A 17,237-nucleotide genomic window follows, 5' to 3' on the forward strand; every position below is an offset into this window, starting at 1 on the left:
AACCGCCGAAAAGCGACGAGGGTCACCCACCGGAAATTTTGTTGTGACGCAGAGTACCGGTTAGCTTGCTGGAGTTGGCACCGACGCCGAAGTCAGAGAGTGCGGTATGAAAATCACCAATCCCCGTGCTTCACGAGCGGCCCGGAGGCATCCCTGATGCCTACCGATCTGCACCCCGCGAAGCCGGATTCCGCTACCCAGATCGTCCGCGAGAACTTCACCGACACCGTCGTGTCGTCGCTGCGGACCTTCGGGCGTGCGGTCGATCTCGCACAGCAATCGGTCGGCGGTTCGTTCTCCGACATCGCCCGCAGGCAGTTCCAGTGGCGGGAGACCCTCGTGCAGGCCTGGCGCCTGATCACGGTCACCGCCATTCCCGCGGTCCTGATGGCGATCCCGTTCGGCGTGATCGTCTCGGTCCAGGTCGGCAACCTGATCCACAGCCTCGGCGCCGACTCCATGCTCGGCGCCACCGGCGGCCTCGGCGTGATCAAGCAGGGCGCGCCCATCGCCACCGGCTTCCTGCTCGGTGGCGCGGGCGCGGCGGCGATCGCGGCCGACCTCGGCGCGCGCACCATCCGCGAGGAGATCGACGCGCTCAACACCATGGGCATCAACCCGGTGCACCGGCTCGTCATCCCGCGCATGGTCGCCATGTTGATCGTGGCGCCGATGCTCAATGTGCTCATCATCTTCGTCGGCGTGCTCGCCGGTTACGCGGTCGCCGTCGGCGGTCAGGGCGTGACCCCGGGCAGCTACTGGTCGACCTTCGGCTCCTTCGCGACGTCGGCCGACGTGTGGATCTCGCTGCTCAAGGCGGTGATCTTCGGCTTCCTCGTCGTGATCATCTCCTGCCAGCGCGGACTCGAAGCCAAGGGCGGCCCGCGGGGTGTCGCCGACGCGGTGAACGCGGCGGTGGTGCTCTCGGTGGTCTCGATCGCGATCGTGAACCTGCTGGCGAGCCAGATCACCGCCATGTTCCTGCCGACGAAGTTGGCGTGATGGCTGCCTCCTCCTACATTCCCGCGCACTGGCTGCGCAAGCCCGCCCGGATCGGCAAGCGGTTCGTCTCCGCCGGTGAATCACTCGGCTTCGTCGCCGTGTTCGTCTGGCAGGTGCTGTCCTCGGTGCCGCTCACGCTGCGCCGCTACCGCGAGGAAACGCTGCGCGCGGTCACCGACATGACCTGGGGTCGCGGGTCGATCATCGTCGGCGGCGGCACCGTGCCGATGATGATCGTGCTCGGCCTGGTGATGGGCGCCTCGGTGGGCGTGGAATCCTTCGTCACCCTCGACATGCTCGGCATGGGCCCGGTCACCGGCGTGATCTCGGCCTACGCCACCACCCGTGAGCTGGCCCCGATCGCGGCCGCCATCGGCTTCGCCGCGCAGGCGGGTTGCCGGATCACCGCCGAGATCGGCTCGATGCGCATCTCCGAGGAGATCGACGCCATCGAAGCGCTCGGCCTGCGCTCGGTGCCGTTCGTGGTCACCACCCGCGTGATCGCGGGCGCCGCCGCCATCGTGCCGACCTTCCTGATCGCGTTGATCCTGTCCTACGGCGCCTGCCGCACGCTGCTCACATCGGTCTACGGGCAGTCGGCCGGTGTGTACGACCACTACTTCTTCCAGTTCATCTCCGGTTTCGACATGATCGCCGCGGTGATCAAGGTGGCCGTGTTCGGCACGGTCGTGATCCTGGTGCACAGCTACTTCGGGTTCTTCGCCACCGGCGGCCCCGAGGGCGTCGGCATCGCCTCCGGACGCGCGGTGCGTGCCAGTTCGGTGGCCATCATCGCCATCGACATGGTGCTCTCGATCGCACTGTGGGGCTTCAACTCGGCGATCAGTTTTACGGGGTGAGTCATGCCTAATTACGGAATGCCGGGTGTCGCGGCCGATCGGCGCACCGCGCGCCTGACCGGCGCGATCATCCTCGGACTCGTCGCGGCCGTGCTACTCGGCTACGTCGCCTACGACAACCTGCGCACCGAGGACGGCCTGCGCATCGCCCTGCACACCGAACACCTCGGTGACGGCATCAGCGCGGGCAGTCAGGTGCGCATCGACGGCGTGACCGTCGGCGAGGTCGCCGAGGTGACCCCCGGCGAGCGCGGCACCCAGCAGATCTCCCTGCTGCTCGAGTCGCAGCGCCTCGTCGGCATCGACGACAGCCTCGCGATCGACTACGCCCCGACCAACCTGTTCGGCATCGCCGAGATCGAATTGCGCCGCGGCGCGGGCGGTTCGCCGCTGCGCGAGGGCGCGGTCCTCGACCTCACCGGCCGCAACGGCGACCGGGTCTACGACGCGACGATGAGCGCGATCCTGCGCAGCCTCTCGCAGGTCGGCATGACCGTGACCAGCCCGCAGATGGCGACCGTCATCTCCCAGCTGGCCGCCGACTTCAAGGCCTTCACCCCGCTGGTCCAGGCGCTGATCACGGTCTCCAAGACCATCGCCGACAACCAGGACGTGATGCCCGCGGAGCTGTTCGGCAAGCTCGGCCCCGCCTTCGACGGCGGCGGCGAGTTCGCCAGCGCCACCATGAAGGTGATCGATCAGCTCAGCGAGATCCGGGTGACCCAGGTCGACAAGGAGCGCTACGACATCGGCGTCGCGGTGATCGGCGGCAGCATTCTGCCCGCCCTCACCACCACCCTGAACACCGCGGGCGGCCATCTCGCCGAGACCACCGACATGCTCGCCCCGATGCTGCTGGCGCTGGCACAGATGTCGCCGAACCCGCGCGCGACGGGCGCCGAACTCAGCGCCCTGCTGCAGAACCTGCGCGGTGCGATGCCCGACGGCCCGAACGGCCCGACCCTCAACCTCGACGTCGAGCTCAGCGGTGTCCCCGGCATCGCGGTGCCGCTGTTCGGAAAGGCCGGTGGGCGATGAAGATTCGCGGAACCGCACTGCGCCTCGGCGTCTTCACCCTGGTGATGATCACCATCCTCGGGTTCGTGTTCACCCTGATCAAACGTCCCGTCGCCGGTGACACCCAGGCCCACGACGTGCTGTTCACCGACGCCAACGGCCTCAAAGTCGGCAACGACGTGCGGATGTTCGGTGTGCAGGTGGGCAAGATCGAGAAGATCGGCCTCGAAGGCGACAAGGCGAAGGTCGCGATCACGGTCAAGACCGACACCCCGATCTACGACAACTCCAAGCTGGCCATCCGCTACCAGAACCTCACCGGTCAGCGCTACGTCGATCTGCAGCAGGCACCCAACCCCGGCAAGCAGATCGCCGCGGGCGCCCGGATCGGCGCGAACATGACCGTCCCGTCCTTCGACGTGACGAGCCTGTTCAGCGGCCTCAAGCCGGTGCTCGCGACACTGTCACCGGAGGCGATCAACCAGTTCACCGCGAGCATGCTCGCCGTCATCGAGGGCGACGGCAGCGGCCTCGGCCCGGCCCTGAGCGCGATCGACCAGCTCGCGAGCTACGCCGACGACCGCCAGCAGGTGATCAGCACGCTGATCCGCAACCTGTCGGAGATGGCCGACCGCCACGGCGGCCGGGTCGGGTACCTGCTGCCGCTGCTGGCCCGGCTCACCGACATCTTCGAGGCGATGCAGCGCAATATCGGTGGCGTCGCCCAGTTCGCGATGACCGCGCCGTCGGTGCTGGCCCCGGTGGAACGGCTGCTCGGCTCGCTCGGCCTGGTCGAGGGTGGCGGCGCCGACGTCGACGCGATGATCCGCGGACTGTTCCCGAAACCGGGCGAAGCCGTCGAGGTATTCGGCAAGCTCCCCGGTCTGCTGGCCACGGTCGACGCCTCGCTCGCGCGTGGTTTCGCCGACTTCACACCGCATTGCAGCAACGGCGCCGCCGAGGTCCCCGCGCCGCTGCAAGTGCTGATCGCCGGACAGAAGGTCACCGTATGCAACCGCTGAAGCTGCCCAAGATCTTCGCCGGTGATCGCCCGATCCTCGACGAGGCGGGCAAACGCGCCCGCGAACTGCGGATGGGCATCATCGGCCTGAGCCTGGTGGTGCTGTTCATCATCGGCGCCGCCGTGGTCTACGTGGTCCCGCTGGGCAAGCACACCTACACCGCCGAACTCAGCGAAGCACAGTCGGTGCGCGAGGGTGACGACATCCGGCTGGCCGGTATCTCGGTCGGCAGCGTGACGTCGCTGGAATTGAAGCCCGACAAGGTGATCATGCAGTTCACCGTGAAAAACGATGTCTTCGTGGGGGATCAGACCTCCCTGGACGTCCGCATGCTCACCGTGGTCGGCGGTCACTACGTGGCCCTGTACCCGGCAGGCTCGAAGCCGCTGGGGGACAAGGCGATTCCGTCGGATCGAATTCGCCTGCCCTACAGCCTGATCGAAACCTTCCAGGACGCGACGGCCCCGCTGGCCGCGGTCGACGGTGACACCGTGCGCAACAATCTCGCCGCCGCGAACTCCGCGATCGAGGCCTCGCCGGAGGCGCTGCGCACCACCTTGGATACCGTGGGCAAATACGTCGACATGCTCGATCGTCAGCGCACCCAGGTGTCGAAGTCGATCTCGGTCCTCGACGAGTACGTCTCGATGTACGACGGCGCCAAGTCCGATCTGGGCAGGCTGATGGACAACGTCAACCTCCTGGAAGACCTGCTGCTGACCAAGAAGGCCGAACTGGCCGAAGCGGTCCGGTTGCTCACCTCGGTGGTGAATCGGCTGGCCGGCCTCGCGCCGACCTGGGAATCCACCCTGAAACCGCAGGTGCAGGCCCTGGCCGACGCCCTGCCGCGGATGCGCGAACTCGGCGGCCAACTCGAGCCCGTCATCGGGACCGTCACCGAACTGCAGACCAAGCTGTCGCAGCTGGCGACTCCAGAAGCCGGTGTCGTGGTCGACCAGTCGAGCGCCCGCGTGTGCGTGCCGCTGCCAGGGAAGGCGTGCTGATGCTGAAACGACTGCTCGGATCCCAGGCGTTCATGTCGATTGCCGGTGTGGCGGTGCTGGCGGCGCTGGTGACCGGCGGCTACTTCGTCGCCTTCGACCCGCTGAAGAAGACCCAATCCTATTGCGCGCTCATGCCCGACGCGATCGGCCTCTACCCGGGCAACCACGTCACCATGCGCGGCATGGATGTCGGCGAGGTGACCTCGGTGCGCAACGAGGGCGCCAAGGTGCGGGTCGATTTCGCCGTCGACGCCGAATTCCCGGTCTACTCCAATGCTTCCGCGACCACGGTCGCGTATTCGGTTGCGGCGGACCGTAATCTGGCCGTGCTCACCACCGGCGAGACCGCCCCGCCGCTCGCGGGTGGCTGCATCACCAAAACGCTGACGCCCAAGAGCATCACCGAAACGCTCACCGCGCTGGCGAGCCTGTCCGACGAGCTCTCCGGCGGCACCGCGGGTGAGCCCAGCGCCCTGGCCGACGGCCTGTCTTCGATCAACCGCGCGACCGAGGGCACCGGCCCGACGGTCAACGAACTCATCCATAAGCTCGGTTCGGCGATGAACAAGCCCGACGCCGACATCGGCCATCTGGCAAGCCTTTTCGACGCGTTCGCCTCGGTGTCGAACCGGGTCGCCGCCAACTGGGGTGACCTCGAGACGATGCTGGTCCGGCTGGCGCCGCTGCTCAACACGTCCTCCGACGATCTGCTCGGCCCCGCCACCTCGCTGTTCGAGGGTCTCGGCGACCTGTTGCCGATGCTCAACGACGTCGCGATCATCCTCGGTGACCCGCTGATCGGCGCGCTCGACGACACGGTCCCGCTGGTGAAGTTGTTGCGCGCCAACGTCGGATCGCTCAGTGAGATCGTGGCGAAGATGCCCGCACTCGCCTCGGCCTTCCGCAGTGCCACCGATCCCGCGGGCGGCACCGCGATCACCTACGCGCCACCGAAGGTCGCACTGCCCGCGGGCGAGGCCGATCAGGTGTGCACCGCGGTGAACGCGCTGATCCCGGGGCAGTGCCCCGACCCGGCGCAGGGACTGGCCGATGTGAATCTGGTGCAGGTTGTGCTGGGAATGGCAGGTGCTCGATGAACACCCGAAAGGCATTGCAGCGCAGTGTGATCGCGCTAGTTGTCGCGGCCGGACTCGCGGTGAGCGGCTGTGGTTTCGACCCCGCTGAAGTGCCGGTGCCCGGCTCGACGGTGAGCGGGTCGACCTACCGCGTGCAGATCGAGTTCAGCAGCGCGCTGAATCTGCCCTCGAAGTCGAAGGTGATCGCCAACGGCGCCGAGATCGGCATCGTCGACAGTGTGCGCGTCGTCCAGCCCGCCGACGCTCCCGCCGGTCGCGGCGGTTACGTCATCGTCGATGCCGACATCCTCGACACCGTGCAGTTGCCGACGAAGTCCATCGCGGAACTTCGCCAGGACACCATCCTCGGCGACATCCACCTCTCGCTCACCACCCCGAAGGACGGCTTCGGCGACCTGCTGCGCGACGGCGACACCATTCCGGTCGAACGCACGAAACCGCCTGTGCAACTGGAGGACACGATGGCCACCATGGCCCTGTTCGTCCAGGGCGGGGCAATCGGCCAGCTGCAGGAGATGCTCGGCCGGATCAACTCGGTGATGCCACAGGATCCGAAGGAAACCGCGCGCATCTCCGCGGTGATGGGCGCCGACGCCGCCAACCTCGCCGCGAATCTGGACCAGGTCGACCTGCTGGTCAACGGCCTGTCCCGCAACGCGACGATCCTGCACGACGACACCGAAGCGGCGCTCACCGACATCCTCACCCCAGAGGCCGTCGCCTCCCTGACGGGCACGCAGGAATCGATCGCCGACACGATGAAGATCTTCAACGCCCTCGGCCCCGTCGGTTCCTCGCTCACCTGGCTGGCCCCGATCGCGAGCTCCGGTGACGCCGCCGCGACCGCGTTCGTTCCGCTGGCCACCGGCGGTTCGGCCGATCTACGCTCCGCCACGAACATGGCGCTGCTCACGGCCCTGTTGCGCGACAAGATCATTCCCTTCGTCGAGCAGGGCCCGAAGGTGAACGTCACCGGTGTCCAGGTATCCGAAGAAGACCAGCTGGCGCAGATCGTCACCACGCTGCGGATGATCGGAATGGTGCGATGAAGATCGGTGCACTGGCCTCCCTCGGCGGCATCGCCGCCATCACCGCGCTCGGCGCGACCTACCTGACCTTCGGGGTGGTGCGCGTCGACCCGTTCGCCGACTACACCGCGGCCACGATCGAGATCGCGAATTCCGGTGGCCTCAGCGTCGGTTCGCCGATTCTGCTGACCGGTATCGAGATCGGCGAGGTCACCGAGGTCGACACCTCGGCGAGCGGCCGCGTCCAGATCGGCTTCCGTTTCGGCGCCGATCACCAGGTGCCGATGAGCAGCGTCGTCACCATCGAACACCTGTCCTCGCTCGGCGAGCCGTATGTGCAGTTCGTGCCGCGCGACGCCAACGGTCCCTTTGTCACCGACGGCCAGCGCCTGTCCGGGCAGAACGTGCGAACGCCGATGTCGATCCCCGAGGTCGCGCGGCTGGTCACCAAGACCGTCGAGCAGCTCGACCCCGCGGTCGTCGGCACCCTGGTCGACACGCTCGGCACGGCGATGGTCGGCACCGAGAACGTGGTCCCCGAGCTGGCAAGGGCGGGCGATCTGCTCGCCGCGGCGCTGATGAGCCGCGCCCCGGCCATCGGCGAGCTGCAGAACAACCTCGAATACGTCTCCGGCGACATCGGCTGGGCGGGCCCGGCCACCTCGGCCGCCGCGCCCGCGTTCATCCGGTTGAGTCAGGTGATCGACCAGTTCGTCGAATCGGTCGGCCGGGCCACCGAGGGCGATCCGCAGGTGTACCTGCGCGAAGACGGTCTGGTGCCGTTGCTCGAGCAGCTCACCGCCAAGCTGAACGAGCTCGGCCCGGAGCTCTCAGCCCTGCTGCCCGGGCTGCGTCCACTCACCGAATCGGTGACCGCCGCCGCTCCGCAACTCGATCTGAGCACGCTGATCGCGCAGGCCCTGCACAACACCGACGCCGACGCGGTGAAGGTACGGGTCGCGATCAAGTAAACATCTGGCAACCATCGCATATAGGTATTTGCCCTGGCCAGTGATTGTCTGGCTGAGTCAGGTGGTCGGCGAGCAACCGTGCGGTAGCCTGCTGGACGGGGGAGACCTGATCCGCGGCGAAGGCGGTGCGATGGCAGAGAGCAGCGAGGGCCCCGAAACACGGGCCGGCAGCAGTACTCGGACGGTCGCGATCGCGGCGGTACTCGCCGCGTTGCTCGCGTTGGTGGTCGCACTCGGCCTGGTGCTGCGCGCCGACCAGGGCGAGGACAACCCGTCGGTGAACCCGATGGGCTCCGATGCCAACGGTCTCCCGATCGCCGGATCCGATCAGGAAGTCGCCGACGAGAAGTTCGCGCCCCCGTGGCCGGCCAGGCGAGTCGGCGGGAACTGTTCGGCAGGCGGGATCACCGCCCACTGGCGCGTCCACGACGACGGCGAATGGCAATGCACGGTCACGACCCCCGATGTGCAGCCCCCGGCCCCCGCGCCGCCTCCGCCGCCTGAACCCGCACCGGAGCCTGTCCCGGTCGAGGCCCCGCCACCGCCCCCCTACGAGCCCCCGCCTCCGCCTCCGCCACCGGCTTACGAGCCGCCGGTCTACGAGCCCCCGCCCCCGCCCGAGCCGCCTCCGGTCTTCGAACCCGAACCTGCCCCGGCGCCACCCCCACCGCCACCGCCGGTCCTGCAACTCCCGTTCCCCCTCCCGCCGATCCTGCTCCCACCTGCGGCAGCAGTGCGACCCTGACATCGAAGGCATACCGATTCGTGCAGCCTTCTGCGCAGACCCTGACATCAGGGGCGTGCGCAACGCCCGTGCCGCAGCGGGCTTCTGAGCAGCCACTCGGTCACGGCACGCTGCGTCTGATGGCTGCGTGACCTGCCCCTCGACTACGAGGTCGGTCGCCGGAACGATCGGGTCATCCGCCCACTGACCGGCGGCGGGTCGGTGCCTTCGCACGGGCGATGTCGGTGACACTGGTCAGCTATGGACCAGTTGGTGCTGACTCTGGTGATTCTGCTCGCCGCCGTGCTCGCCGAACCGCTCGGTGCGCGCATCGGTCTCGCGCCGTCGATCCTGATGACTCTGTTCGGCTGCCTGCTCGCCCTGATCCCGGCGGTCCCGAGCCTGAACATCCCGCCCGACCTGATCCTGCCGCTGGTCCTGCCGCCGCTGCTCTACGCCGCCGCCCGCCGCACCTCGTGGCGGCAGTTCGCGGAGAACTGGCAGATCATCGCGTTGCGCGCGGTCGGCCTGGTGATCGTCACCGCGATCGCGGTCGCCGCGGTCTTCCACGCCTGGAATCCTGCCACTGCGATCGCTGCGGGCGTGGTGCTCGGCGCCCTGGTCGCCCCACCCGATCCGGTCGCGGCCACCTCGATGGCGGGCAGACTCGGCCTGCCGCGTCGGCTGATCGTGACCCTCGGCGGCGAGGGCCTGTTCAACGACGTCACCGCGATCGTCATCTACACCGTCGGCATCCAGGTGGTCGTCACCGGCCTGTTCAGTCCATGGCACGCGCTCGCCGACTTCGCGATCGCCGCGGTGGTCGGGCTCGTCGTCGGCCTGGTGCTCGGCTGGCTCGGCAGCACCCTCACCAAGCGCCTCGACACTGCCACCGGCCAGGTCGCCCTTAGCCTGCTGCTGCCCTTCGCCGCGTACGGCATCGCCGAACACTGGGAGGGTTCGGCCGTCCTGGCCGTGCTGGTCTGCGCGCTCTATCTCACCGACGCCGTGACCGAGATCGGCGACCGGGACTATCGCCTGGTCGCGGATTCGTTCTGGGACATCACCGAAATGCTGATCACCGGTTTCGCCTTCGCCCTGATCGGCCTCGAACTGCGGGTGGTCATCGAAACCACCGGGCACAACTGGCCCGCGCTGGCCGGGGTCACCGTCGCGGTGATCGCGGTCGTCGTGGGATTGCGCCTGGTCTGGCTGATGGCCACCTGGGCGATCAGCAGCAAACTACCCAACACCGACGAGCCGTTCACCTGGCGCGAGGTGATCGTCACCTGGTGGGCGGGCATGCGCGGGGTCGCGACGGTGGCGCTGGCACTGGCTGTGCCCTTCACCCTCGACACCGGTGCCGACTTCCCGGCCCGCTCGGAAATCCTGTTCATCGCCTTCGCGGTTGTGCTGTTCACCCTGCTCGTCCAGGGCCCGACCCTGCCGCTGGTGGTCCGCCTCACCGGCGTGCACGCCGACACCCGCCACGAACGCGCCGTCGAACAGGCACTCTGGACCAGAGTCGTGAACGCCGAACTGTCCGAACTCAAGGCGATCGCCGCCCGCGACAACCTCCCCGAAGACGTCTACGAGGACCTCAAGGCCGTGCTGCGCCGCATGTCCGCCAAGGCCGACCCCGAAGCTGCAGGTGCCGACGCGAAAGCCGCCCTGGACAAAGAACGCAAACTGGCCTCACAGATGCGCGCGGTCCGCGGTGCCGTCACCGAAGCGGGACGCCGCGAAGCCCAAGCCGCCCGCCGCGAACCCGGCATGCCCCCAGACGTAGTCGACCGAGTAACCCGCCGCCTGGACCTCGGACCTATGCACTGAGTAGGCATTGCCGGGTTGGCGGCGGGCCGGGTTCAGCCGCTGGTCATGGAGTCGGTGATCGCGCCGATTCCGTAGGTGATCGCCATTGCCAGGGCGCCGCCGATCACCACTCGGAGGACCGCGCGTCCTCGGTTGCTGCCGCCGAGGCGGGCGCTCACCGAGCCGGTGAGGGCGAGGGCGATGAGCACGGCGACGAAGGTGACCGGCACCCGCCATTCGGTGGGCGGCAACACGATTGCCAGCAGCGGGAGCAGGGCGCCGCAGGTGAACGAGATGGCAGAGGAGATCGCCGCCGCCCACGGATTGGTCAGCGCGCGGGGGTCGATGCCGAGTTCTGCTTCCGCGTGTGCGGTGAACGCGTCGTGTGCGGTGAGTTCGGCGGCCACCGTGCGCGCGGTGGCGGGGCTCAGCCCCTTCTTCTCGTAGATCCCGGCCAGTTCGGCCAGTTCCATATCGGGTTCCTCGGCCAGCTCGCGCCGCTCCTTGGCCAGTAGCGCCTTCTCCGAATCACGCTGCGTACTCACCGACACATATTCGCCTGCGGCCATCGAGACCGCCCCCGCGACCAGACCCGCGACACCTGCGGTGAGGATCGTCTGCGCATTGTTCGTCGTGGCGGCGACCCCCACCACCAGCCCCGCGGTGGACACGATCCCGTCGTTCGCACCGAGCACCCCGGCGCGCAACCAGTTCAACCGGCTCGAAAGTCCTTCGGTATGCGGCTCGTGCGGATGACCCGCCTGAGGCACACCCTCGCCCCCACTCGAACGACTATCGGCTGCGGTCGAATCCGGCACCCGCCCAGCCTAGTCCGCCGACCGACACTTCATCGGCACCGCAGGGTAAAGCTGCGTCGCCACCGCAGGTCGGCCGGAACCTATGGCCCGTCGCTGTCGGTTCGGCCGCCCAATCGGGCCGTCGACACGTCATCGGCACTGCTGGGCAGTGCCGCGTTGCCACCGCAGGTCGGTCGCAACGCAAGGCCCGCTGGCGACGGGTCGCCGCCAGATCGATGGTCCTTCAGTGCAGTCGCGCCGCCGACGGATCAGCGGTGGCGGGTAGCGCCGCGCGCAGCGTATCGGCCAGGCGAACCGCGAGCGCGATCACGGTCAGCGTCGGATTCACGTGCCCGTTCGTCGGAAACACCGAACTCCCCGCGATGTACAGGTTGTCCACCCCGTGCACCCGGCAGTGCTGGTCCACCACCCCGTGTCTCGGATCGGCCGACATCCGCGTCGTCCCACTGGGATGCGCCCAGTCGGTGAGCGGCAGGGGATCGGTGCTGCCGGGCAGCGCTGCGGGAACCACCTGCGGCGTCGGTAACCCGAGCCGGGCGAACTCGCCGACGAGCAGCTCCGTCGCCCGTCGCACCGTCCGATCCTCCTGCTCACTGATCCGCCAATCCACTTGCGGCAGCGGCATTCCCACCGGATCGGTCCTGTTCGAAAGCCGTACCCTGCTGTCGGCGTCCGGGGTCTGCTCCACCATCGCCCGCACCTCCACCCCGGCCAGCCGATGCGGAATCCCGACACCGTCGACCAACCGCCGCCGCGCACCGTCGAGCAGAAGTCCGGTGTCCGAGAGCATGATTCGCACATCGCGCCATCGGGGCCGCCCGCGCAACAGCCGCTTCACCGAGTCCCACGGATCGTCGGAGGCAGGGACCTCCTGCAACCACAGCGCGCAGTTCACCAGCGACTCGCGTCGCTGCAGCGCGGGCGACAGCGCCATACCGTGCAGAAAGGTGTGCCGCCCGCGCGCGCTCTTGACCACGTACTTACCGAACCGCTCCAGCGCCGCCCCGGCGTCGGCGGGCCGCAGCGTCGCGACCACGCCGCAGCGATGATCCATCAGATACCGCCCGACCTGGTCGTATCGATTGCCGATCCCCCCGACGACGATCCGCCGCGACGCCAGCAGCAAACGCGGCGTCGCGATCCCACCCCCGGCCAGCACGAACACGCGCGCCTCGACGGTGCGCACCCGGCCACCGGCACCGGTCACCTCGACCGAATTCACGTGTGCGCCAGTGGCATCGGTGTCGAGATGGGTCACCGTCGCGTTCACCAGCACCCGCGCGGTCGGCGCGACGTCACGCACATGCTGACCCCACCGTTTGCAGTCGAACCGGTCGGCCGCGTCACGGCTGATCTGCCAGAAGTAGGGTCGCAACGAGGCGGGATCGAGCGAATCGGGCGGCGCGGTGCGTCCCGACAGCGGCCAGAACTCCTCGTCGGTGAAGCCGGTGCCGTGCCCCAGCCCGGCATGGGCGGCCGCGCGGTCGGCACAGGGCCGCAGTGCGCCCGCATCGATCGGCCAGCCCGACCGATCGACCCAGGGCCGATTCGCGAAGTCGAGATCATCGAGCACACCGCAGCGACCGGCCCAGGTGTGTGAGCTCCCACCGAGCACCCGATTTCCCGCGATCCGGTCGGGCTCCGCGCGCGGAGCGCCGATGCTCTCGATCGCGGTGAAAGCGGGTTCGTCCGAGTCGATTTCGAGCCCACCGCTTTCCAGCACCAGAACCTGCAGTCCGGCGGCGGCGAGTTCGGCAGCGACCGTCAGACCCGCGGGACCCGACCCGATGACGCAGACCTGGGTGCGCAACGCATCGTCACCGACAGTGCGCAGATCCTCCACAAGCATCGGCGGTCCTCTCACCAGCGCGGCCCCCGGATACCGCTGGTCCCACTGTAGGAGCCGGGCAGGCGCGTGTCAGTCGGTCTCGCAATGCTGATTGACGAAAGCCCGCACGTACCCGGCCGATTGGCGCACATACATCCACGACCAGAACTCCAGCCCCGAGTCCGAGGGGCTGGCGACCATGGTGATCTCGCCGTCGTAGCACTTGCCCACGATGTACCTGGCGCGCGACACATGCGGGGTGAAGGTGACCACGATGATGTGGCGCCACCCGTAAATGTCAGCGCGCCGGACGATTTCGCGCGCCTCACCGTCGGTGGTCCACGGGTCGGGCACGAAACACGAGACGCGGAAGGCGAATCGGCCGCCGCAGTACTTGTCCATCACCGGATCGTCGGCCCCGGTGGACTGCGAGATCAGCACCTCGGGGGCCAGCCCGCGCTCGGCGAGTTCGATGCCGAGGTCGAATCGTTCGTAGGCGGTGCCGCCGAGCACCACGATCACATCGGCGGGCCGTAGCGGGTCGACCTGCGGGTGCACGAAGACCGGCCAGCCGGCGAACGCGGCAGCGAGCACGGTGACCAGTGCGCCGACGAGCAACCATCCCGCACGCCGAAAGATCGACACCGCACCGACGATACCGAAAACCGGACGGCGACCTCGTGACAGACAACCAGACCCTTTCAGTGACGGTCCACGGCAGGCACACTGGTGCCCATGACCGACACCGCCGTTGCCCCCGAACACCTCGACGTAGTCATCGTCGGGGCCGGATTGTCCGGCATCGGGGCCGCTTACCGGCTGCAGACCGAGCACCCGCACCGCAGCTACGCCGTCCTCGAGGCGCGCGACGACCTCGGCGGCACCTGGGACCTCTTCCGCTACCCCGGCATCCGCTCGGATTCGGACATGTTCACCCTCGGCTACCCGTTCAAGCCGTGGCGCGCGGCCCGTTCGATCGCCGACGGCTCCGCGATCCTGGATTACATCCGTGAGACCGCGCAGGAGAACGGCATCGACCGCCGCATCCGCTTCGGTTCCCGGGTGATCGGCGCGGATTGGTCGTCGGCGCAGGCCCGCTGGCAGCTCACCATCGCGCACGAGGGCCCCGACGGCCCCGAACTCAGCACCCTGACCTGTAGTTTCCTCTACGCCTGCGCGGGCTACTACGACTACCAGCAGCCGCACGCCCCCGAATTCCGCGGCCGCGACGATTTCGCGGGCACCGTCGTGCACCCGCAGTTCTGGCCCGCCGACCTCGACACCCGCGACAAGCGGATCGTCGTGATCGGCAGCGGCGCCACCGCAGTCACCCTGGTGCCCAACCTCGCCGCCGACGCCGCGCACGTCACCATGCTGCAGCGCAGCCCCACCTGGATCAGTCCCGTCCCCGCCCGCGACAAGCGGGCCGACAAGCTCCGCAAACTGCTCCCCGCGGGTCTCGCGCACCGGCTGATCCGAACCAAGAACATCCTGTTCAACATCGGTTTCTACCAGTTCTGCCGCCGCCGGCCCGCTGCCGCGCGCAAGCTGCTCACCGACCTCACCACCCGCATCCTCAAAGACGACAAACTCGTCGCCGAACACTTCACGCCCGACTACGACCCCTGGGACCAGCGCCTGTGCGCCGCCCCCGACGCCGACTTCTTCAAGGCGATGAAGAAGGGCAAGGCCTCGGTCGTCACCGACCACATCGATGCCTTCGTCCCGGAGGGGATTCGCCTGGTCTCGGGACAGACCCTGCCCGCCGACATCGTGGTCACCGCCACGGGCCTGCGCCTGCTGGCGTTCGGCGGCATCGCACCCTCGGTCGACGGCACCCCCGTGCCCTTGGCCGACCAGTTCGTCTGGCAGGGCGCCATGCTCACCGGCCTGCCCAACTTCGCCATCTGCGTCGGCTATACCAACGCGTCATGGACCCTGCGCGCCGACCTCACCTCCCGCCTGGTCTGCAAAGTCCTCACCCACCTCGACCGCACCGGCAGCGCCGCGGTCGTCCCCGAACCCAAGGGCGCACTCGCCGAACGCCCCCTGCTCGACCTCAATGCGGGCTATGTCCTGCGCTCGATAGCCGCGTTCCCCCGCCAGGGCAACCGTCATCCGTGGCGGGTCAGGCAGAACTACCTCCTGGATGCCCTGATCACCCTGCGCACCGACCTCGGCAAAACCCTGCGTCCGGTGCCGCGCCAGGTCAGGGAATTCACCCGCAACGGGTGAGGTGCGAGGACTGTCGGGTTCCTACGGTTGGCGTGTGCCGTGGTGGCACGTGGCGTTGACCTGACGGAAGGCCCAGCGATGACAGACTCGAATCAGCACCAGTTGCGCGACGGAATCGCGGCAGGAACCTCCATCGGCGCCGGCATCTTGCTGGCGGTGGTCGGTGTCCTGCAGATTTTCCAGGGAATCTCCGCGGTCGCCAACGACGATCTCATCGTCGTCGGGCCGGAGTACACCTACCAGTTCGACCTCACCAGCTGGGGCTGGTGGCACATCGTTCTCGGCGCGCTCGCGATCATCATCGCGATCGGGCTGCTCGCGGGTCAGACCTGGGGCCGGGTGGCGGCGATGGTGATCGCGGCACTCTCGATCATCGCCAACTTCCTGTGGCTGCCGTACTACCCGTGGTGGTCGATCCTGATCATCGCCGTCGACATCGTGGTGATCTGGGCGGTGGCCACCTGGCGCCCGAACAATTCCTGACCAGACCTACTCGACAGCGCCGCCCCGATCACCGGGGCGGCGCTGCTGGTTTGCCCAGTTCAGTACTCGAGCGCGGATCGGCCGGCGTCGGCGTCGCCGAGAGTGCGGACCAGATGCCGGGAGAGCCGTTCACCCAACACCGCGAGCTCGGCCTTCTGCGGATCGTCGAGTCCGTCGAGCACCAGCTTGCGCACCGCGACGAGATAGTCCGGCGTCGCTTCCACCACCTTGGCCTGCCCACTGTCGGTGAGCACCGCGTCGATTCCTCGCCCCGACTCCGCCGCCTCGCGACGTGCCCAGCCCACCCGTTCCAGCTTCGAAACCACATGGGAGAGCCTGGAAATGGACCCGTGCCCGCGGGCCGCGAGCATGCTCAACCGCATCCGTCGCTCCGGTGCGTCGTGGAGTAATGCCATGACCCGGTACTCGAAGTGGGTCACCCCGAACTCACGCTGCAACCGCGAGTCGAGTGCGCTCGGCACGCGCATCGAGAGGGTGACCACCGCGCTCCAGGCGCGACGCTCGACCGAGTCGAGATCCTCCGTCACCTCGGCCTACCTTCCACCCGTGTGGTAGCTATGAAATTGCTGAACGAGGCAAAACTGTATATCGGAGGTTGGGTTCTGTCTATGGTTGCCACGTCATCTCACCAGGTCGGCGGCATGTTGGCGATCATCAACGCCTTGGACGGATGATCAGTTGCCGATCGATCGCCGAGTAATCACGGCCGTTGAACGGGACCGTCGCCAGCGGGCGCGGACGTCCGGTGCGCAGTAGGATGACGTTCGTGACCTGGGGAAATGCCGGATTCTCCAGGCGATTTGACTTCGCGTTGGCCGGCACGTAACTTTATTCGAGTCAGAGCGACACGGACACCGACTCAGCCGCCCAGCGGTTCGAGACACGAGGTAGGACGTTGAGCGCCTGACTGATCATGTGTTCAGGGTTACATGCTTCGGGACTTGCTTCCGGGTGTAGCCGTGAGCTAAGTTTGAACTCTTGCCTCACCGAAACCCCTTCGAGAAGATGTTGGGTAGAAGTGTGTGCGTGTGTTCTTTGAGAACTCAATAGTGTGTCGATGAATGTCAGTGCCAATAATTATTTATTGGTTCCAACCTTCATGTACCCCCCGGTCATGAAGGTTGGACATTGAACAACAGCGAATCTTTTTGCTGGTGTTTGTTTTGCTAGGTTTTCGGACTCTAGTTAGATAATTTTGATTGCACCTTCGGGTGTTTTCGAGAGTCTTCAACGGAGAGTTTGATTCTGGCTCAGGACGAACGCTAGCGGCGTGCTTAACACATGCAAGTCGAGCGGTAAGGCCCTTCGGGGTACA

16 protein-coding genes and 1 rRNA gene are annotated in these 17,237 nt (G+C 67.5%); 13 read left to right on the forward strand and 4 right to left on the reverse strand.

Annotated features, from left to right (window positions below; translation table 11 throughout):
* Positions 1-156: 156 nt before the first annotated feature.
* The 10 genes from ACFW6D_RS30380 (at position 157) to ACFW6D_RS30425 (ending at position 10,558) form a co-directional block, all read left to right on the forward strand.
* Complete coding sequence (locus tag ACFW6D_RS30380; RefSeq protein WP_379333806.1) at positions 157-1,002, forward strand: MlaE family ABC transporter permease; 846 nt, start codon at positions 157-159, stop codon at positions 1,000-1,002.
* Positions 1,002-1,862 carry an MlaE family ABC transporter permease gene (locus ACFW6D_RS30385; RefSeq protein ID WP_379333808.1) on the forward strand — a complete coding sequence of 287 codons (861 nt, stop codon included), beginning with the start codon at positions 1,002-1,004 and terminating at the stop codon, positions 1,860-1,862. The genes ACFW6D_RS30380 and ACFW6D_RS30385 overlap by 1 nt, the downstream gene beginning before the upstream one ends.
* A 3-nt stretch (positions 1,863-1,865) precedes the next feature.
* The gene (locus ACFW6D_RS30390) at positions 1,866-2,900 is read left to right on the forward strand and encodes an MlaD family protein (RefSeq protein ID WP_379333810.1); all 1,035 of its coding nucleotides are present in this window, start codon (positions 1,866-1,868) and stop codon (positions 2,898-2,900) included.
* Positions 2,897-3,901, forward strand: a complete 1,005-nt coding sequence (locus tag ACFW6D_RS30395) for an MlaD family protein (RefSeq protein ID WP_379333812.1) — start codon at positions 2,897-2,899, stop codon at positions 3,899-3,901. The genes ACFW6D_RS30390 and ACFW6D_RS30395 overlap by 4 nt, the downstream gene beginning before the upstream one ends.
* The gene (locus ACFW6D_RS30400) at positions 3,889-4,905 is read left to right on the forward strand and encodes an MlaD family protein (RefSeq protein ID WP_379333814.1); all 1,017 of its coding nucleotides are present in this window, start codon (positions 3,889-3,891) and stop codon (positions 4,903-4,905) included. The genes ACFW6D_RS30395 and ACFW6D_RS30400 overlap by 13 nt, the downstream gene beginning before the upstream one ends.
* Positions 4,905-6,002 (forward strand): MlaD family protein, encoded by a 1,098-nt coding sequence (locus ACFW6D_RS30405; protein WP_379333816.1) that lies wholly within the window; start codon positions 4,905-4,907, stop codon positions 6,000-6,002. Before ACFW6D_RS30400 ends, ACFW6D_RS30405 begins: the two co-directional genes overlap by 1 nt.
* Positions 5,999-7,051 carry an MlaD family protein gene (locus tag ACFW6D_RS30410; protein WP_379333818.1) on the forward strand — a complete coding sequence of 351 codons (1,053 nt, stop codon included), beginning with the start codon at positions 5,999-6,001 and terminating at the stop codon, positions 7,049-7,051. The genes ACFW6D_RS30405 and ACFW6D_RS30410 overlap by 4 nt, the downstream gene beginning before the upstream one ends.
* Positions 7,048-8,001 carry an MlaD family protein gene (locus tag ACFW6D_RS30415; RefSeq protein WP_379333820.1) on the forward strand — a complete coding sequence of 318 codons (954 nt, stop codon included), beginning with the start codon at positions 7,048-7,050 and terminating at the stop codon, positions 7,999-8,001. Before ACFW6D_RS30410 ends, ACFW6D_RS30415 begins: the two co-directional genes overlap by 4 nt.
* A 130-nt stretch (positions 8,002-8,131) precedes the next feature.
* Positions 8,132-8,746 (forward strand): hypothetical protein, encoded by a 615-nt coding sequence (locus tag ACFW6D_RS30420; protein WP_379333822.1) that lies wholly within the window; start codon positions 8,132-8,134, stop codon positions 8,744-8,746.
* Positions 8,747-8,986: 240 nt separating this feature from the next.
* Positions 8,987-10,558 carry a Na+/H+ antiporter gene (locus ACFW6D_RS30425; RefSeq protein WP_379333824.1) on the forward strand — a complete coding sequence of 524 codons (1,572 nt, stop codon included), beginning with the start codon at positions 8,987-8,989 and terminating at the stop codon, positions 10,556-10,558.
* Positions 10,559-10,590: 32 nt separating this feature from the next.
* Here ACFW6D_RS30425 and ACFW6D_RS30430 read toward each other — a convergent pair whose 3' ends face one another.
* The 3 genes from ACFW6D_RS30430 to ACFW6D_RS30440 form a co-directional block, all read right to left on the reverse strand.
* On the reverse strand, positions 10,591-11,253 hold the full coding sequence (locus ACFW6D_RS30430) for a VIT family protein (RefSeq protein ID WP_379333826.1): 663 nt from the start codon (positions 11,251-11,253) through the stop codon (positions 10,591-10,593).
* Between the two features lie 325 nt (positions 11,254-11,578).
* Positions 11,579-13,204: a GMC oxidoreductase gene (locus tag ACFW6D_RS30435; protein WP_379333828.1), complete on the reverse strand. Its 1,626-nt coding sequence runs from the start codon at positions 13,202-13,204 to the stop codon at positions 11,579-11,581.
* 69 nt (positions 13,205-13,273) lie between these two features.
* Positions 13,274-13,828 carry a YdcF family protein gene (locus ACFW6D_RS30440; RefSeq protein WP_379333830.1) on the reverse strand — a complete coding sequence of 185 codons (555 nt, stop codon included), beginning with the start codon at positions 13,826-13,828 and terminating at the stop codon, positions 13,274-13,276.
* Between the two features lie 90 nt (positions 13,829-13,918).
* Here ACFW6D_RS30440 and ACFW6D_RS30445 point away from each other — a divergent pair, with 90 nt between their 5' ends.
* Together ACFW6D_RS30445 and ACFW6D_RS30450 are read left to right on the forward strand one after the other, a co-directional pair.
* Positions 13,919-15,418, forward strand: a complete 1,500-nt coding sequence (locus tag ACFW6D_RS30445) for a flavin-containing monooxygenase (RefSeq protein ID WP_379333832.1) — start codon at positions 13,919-13,921, stop codon at positions 15,416-15,418.
* A 78-nt stretch (positions 15,419-15,496) separates the two neighbouring features.
* Positions 15,497-15,901 carry a hypothetical protein gene (locus ACFW6D_RS30450; protein WP_379333834.1) on the forward strand — a complete coding sequence of 135 codons (405 nt, stop codon included), beginning with the start codon at positions 15,497-15,499 and terminating at the stop codon, positions 15,899-15,901.
* A 59-nt stretch (positions 15,902-15,960) separates the two neighbouring features.
* On the opposite strand, the gene ACFW6D_RS30455 is transcribed toward ACFW6D_RS30450, so the two are convergent.
* Positions 15,961-16,449: a MarR family winged helix-turn-helix transcriptional regulator gene (locus tag ACFW6D_RS30455; protein WP_379333836.1), complete on the reverse strand. Its 489-nt coding sequence runs from the start codon at positions 16,447-16,449 to the stop codon at positions 15,961-15,963.
* Between the two features lie 700 nt (positions 16,450-17,149).
* Here ACFW6D_RS30455 and ACFW6D_RS30460 point away from each other — a divergent pair.
* Positions 17,150-17,237: ribosomal RNA gene (locus ACFW6D_RS30460) — 16S ribosomal RNA — on the forward strand; the annotation flags it as partial.

It is taken from the genome of Nocardia sp. NPDC058705, from assembly GCF_042749305.1.
GTDB lineage: Bacteria > Actinomycetota > Actinomycetes > Mycobacteriales > Mycobacteriaceae > Nocardia.

Excerpts from the sequence above, each read along its gene's own strand:
- ACFW6D_RS30400 (WP_379333814.1), top strand. The coding sequence starts at position 3,889 with ATGCAACCGCTGAAGCTGCCCAAGATCTTCGCCGGTGATCGCCCGATC.
- ACFW6D_RS30405 (WP_379333816.1), top strand. The coding sequence starts at position 4,905 with ATGCTGAAACGACTGCTCGGATCCCAGGCGTTCATGTCGATTGCCGGT.
- ACFW6D_RS30450 (WP_379333834.1), top strand. The coding sequence starts at position 15,497 with ATGACAGACTCGAATCAGCACCAGTTGCGCGACGGAATCGCGGCAGGA.
- ACFW6D_RS30435 (WP_379333828.1), bottom strand. The coding sequence starts at position 13,204 with ATGCTTGTGGAGGATCTGCGCACTGTCGGTGACGATGCGTTGCGCACC.
- ACFW6D_RS30385 (WP_379333808.1), top strand. The coding sequence starts at position 1,002 with ATGGCTGCCTCCTCCTACATTCCCGCGCACTGGCTGCGCAAGCCCGCC.
- ACFW6D_RS30380 (WP_379333806.1), top strand. The coding sequence starts at position 157 with ATGCCTACCGATCTGCACCCCGCGAAGCCGGATTCCGCTACCCAGATC.
- ACFW6D_RS30445 (WP_379333832.1), top strand. The coding sequence starts at position 13,919 with ATGACCGACACCGCCGTTGCCCCCGAACACCTCGACGTAGTCATCGTC.
- ACFW6D_RS30395 (WP_379333812.1), top strand. The coding sequence starts at position 2,897 with ATGAAGATTCGCGGAACCGCACTGCGCCTCGGCGTCTTCACCCTGGTG.
- ACFW6D_RS30425 (WP_379333824.1), top strand. The coding sequence starts at position 8,987 with ATGGACCAGTTGGTGCTGACTCTGGTGATTCTGCTCGCCGCCGTGCTC.
- ACFW6D_RS30390 (WP_379333810.1), top strand. The coding sequence starts at position 1,866 with ATGCCTAATTACGGAATGCCGGGTGTCGCGGCCGATCGGCGCACCGCG.
- ACFW6D_RS30410 (WP_379333818.1), top strand. The coding sequence starts at position 5,999 with ATGAACACCCGAAAGGCATTGCAGCGCAGTGTGATCGCGCTAGTTGTC.
- ACFW6D_RS30420 (WP_379333822.1), top strand. The coding sequence starts at position 8,132 with ATGGCAGAGAGCAGCGAGGGCCCCGAAACACGGGCCGGCAGCAGTACT.
- ACFW6D_RS30415 (WP_379333820.1), top strand. The coding sequence starts at position 7,048 with ATGAAGATCGGTGCACTGGCCTCCCTCGGCGGCATCGCCGCCATCACC.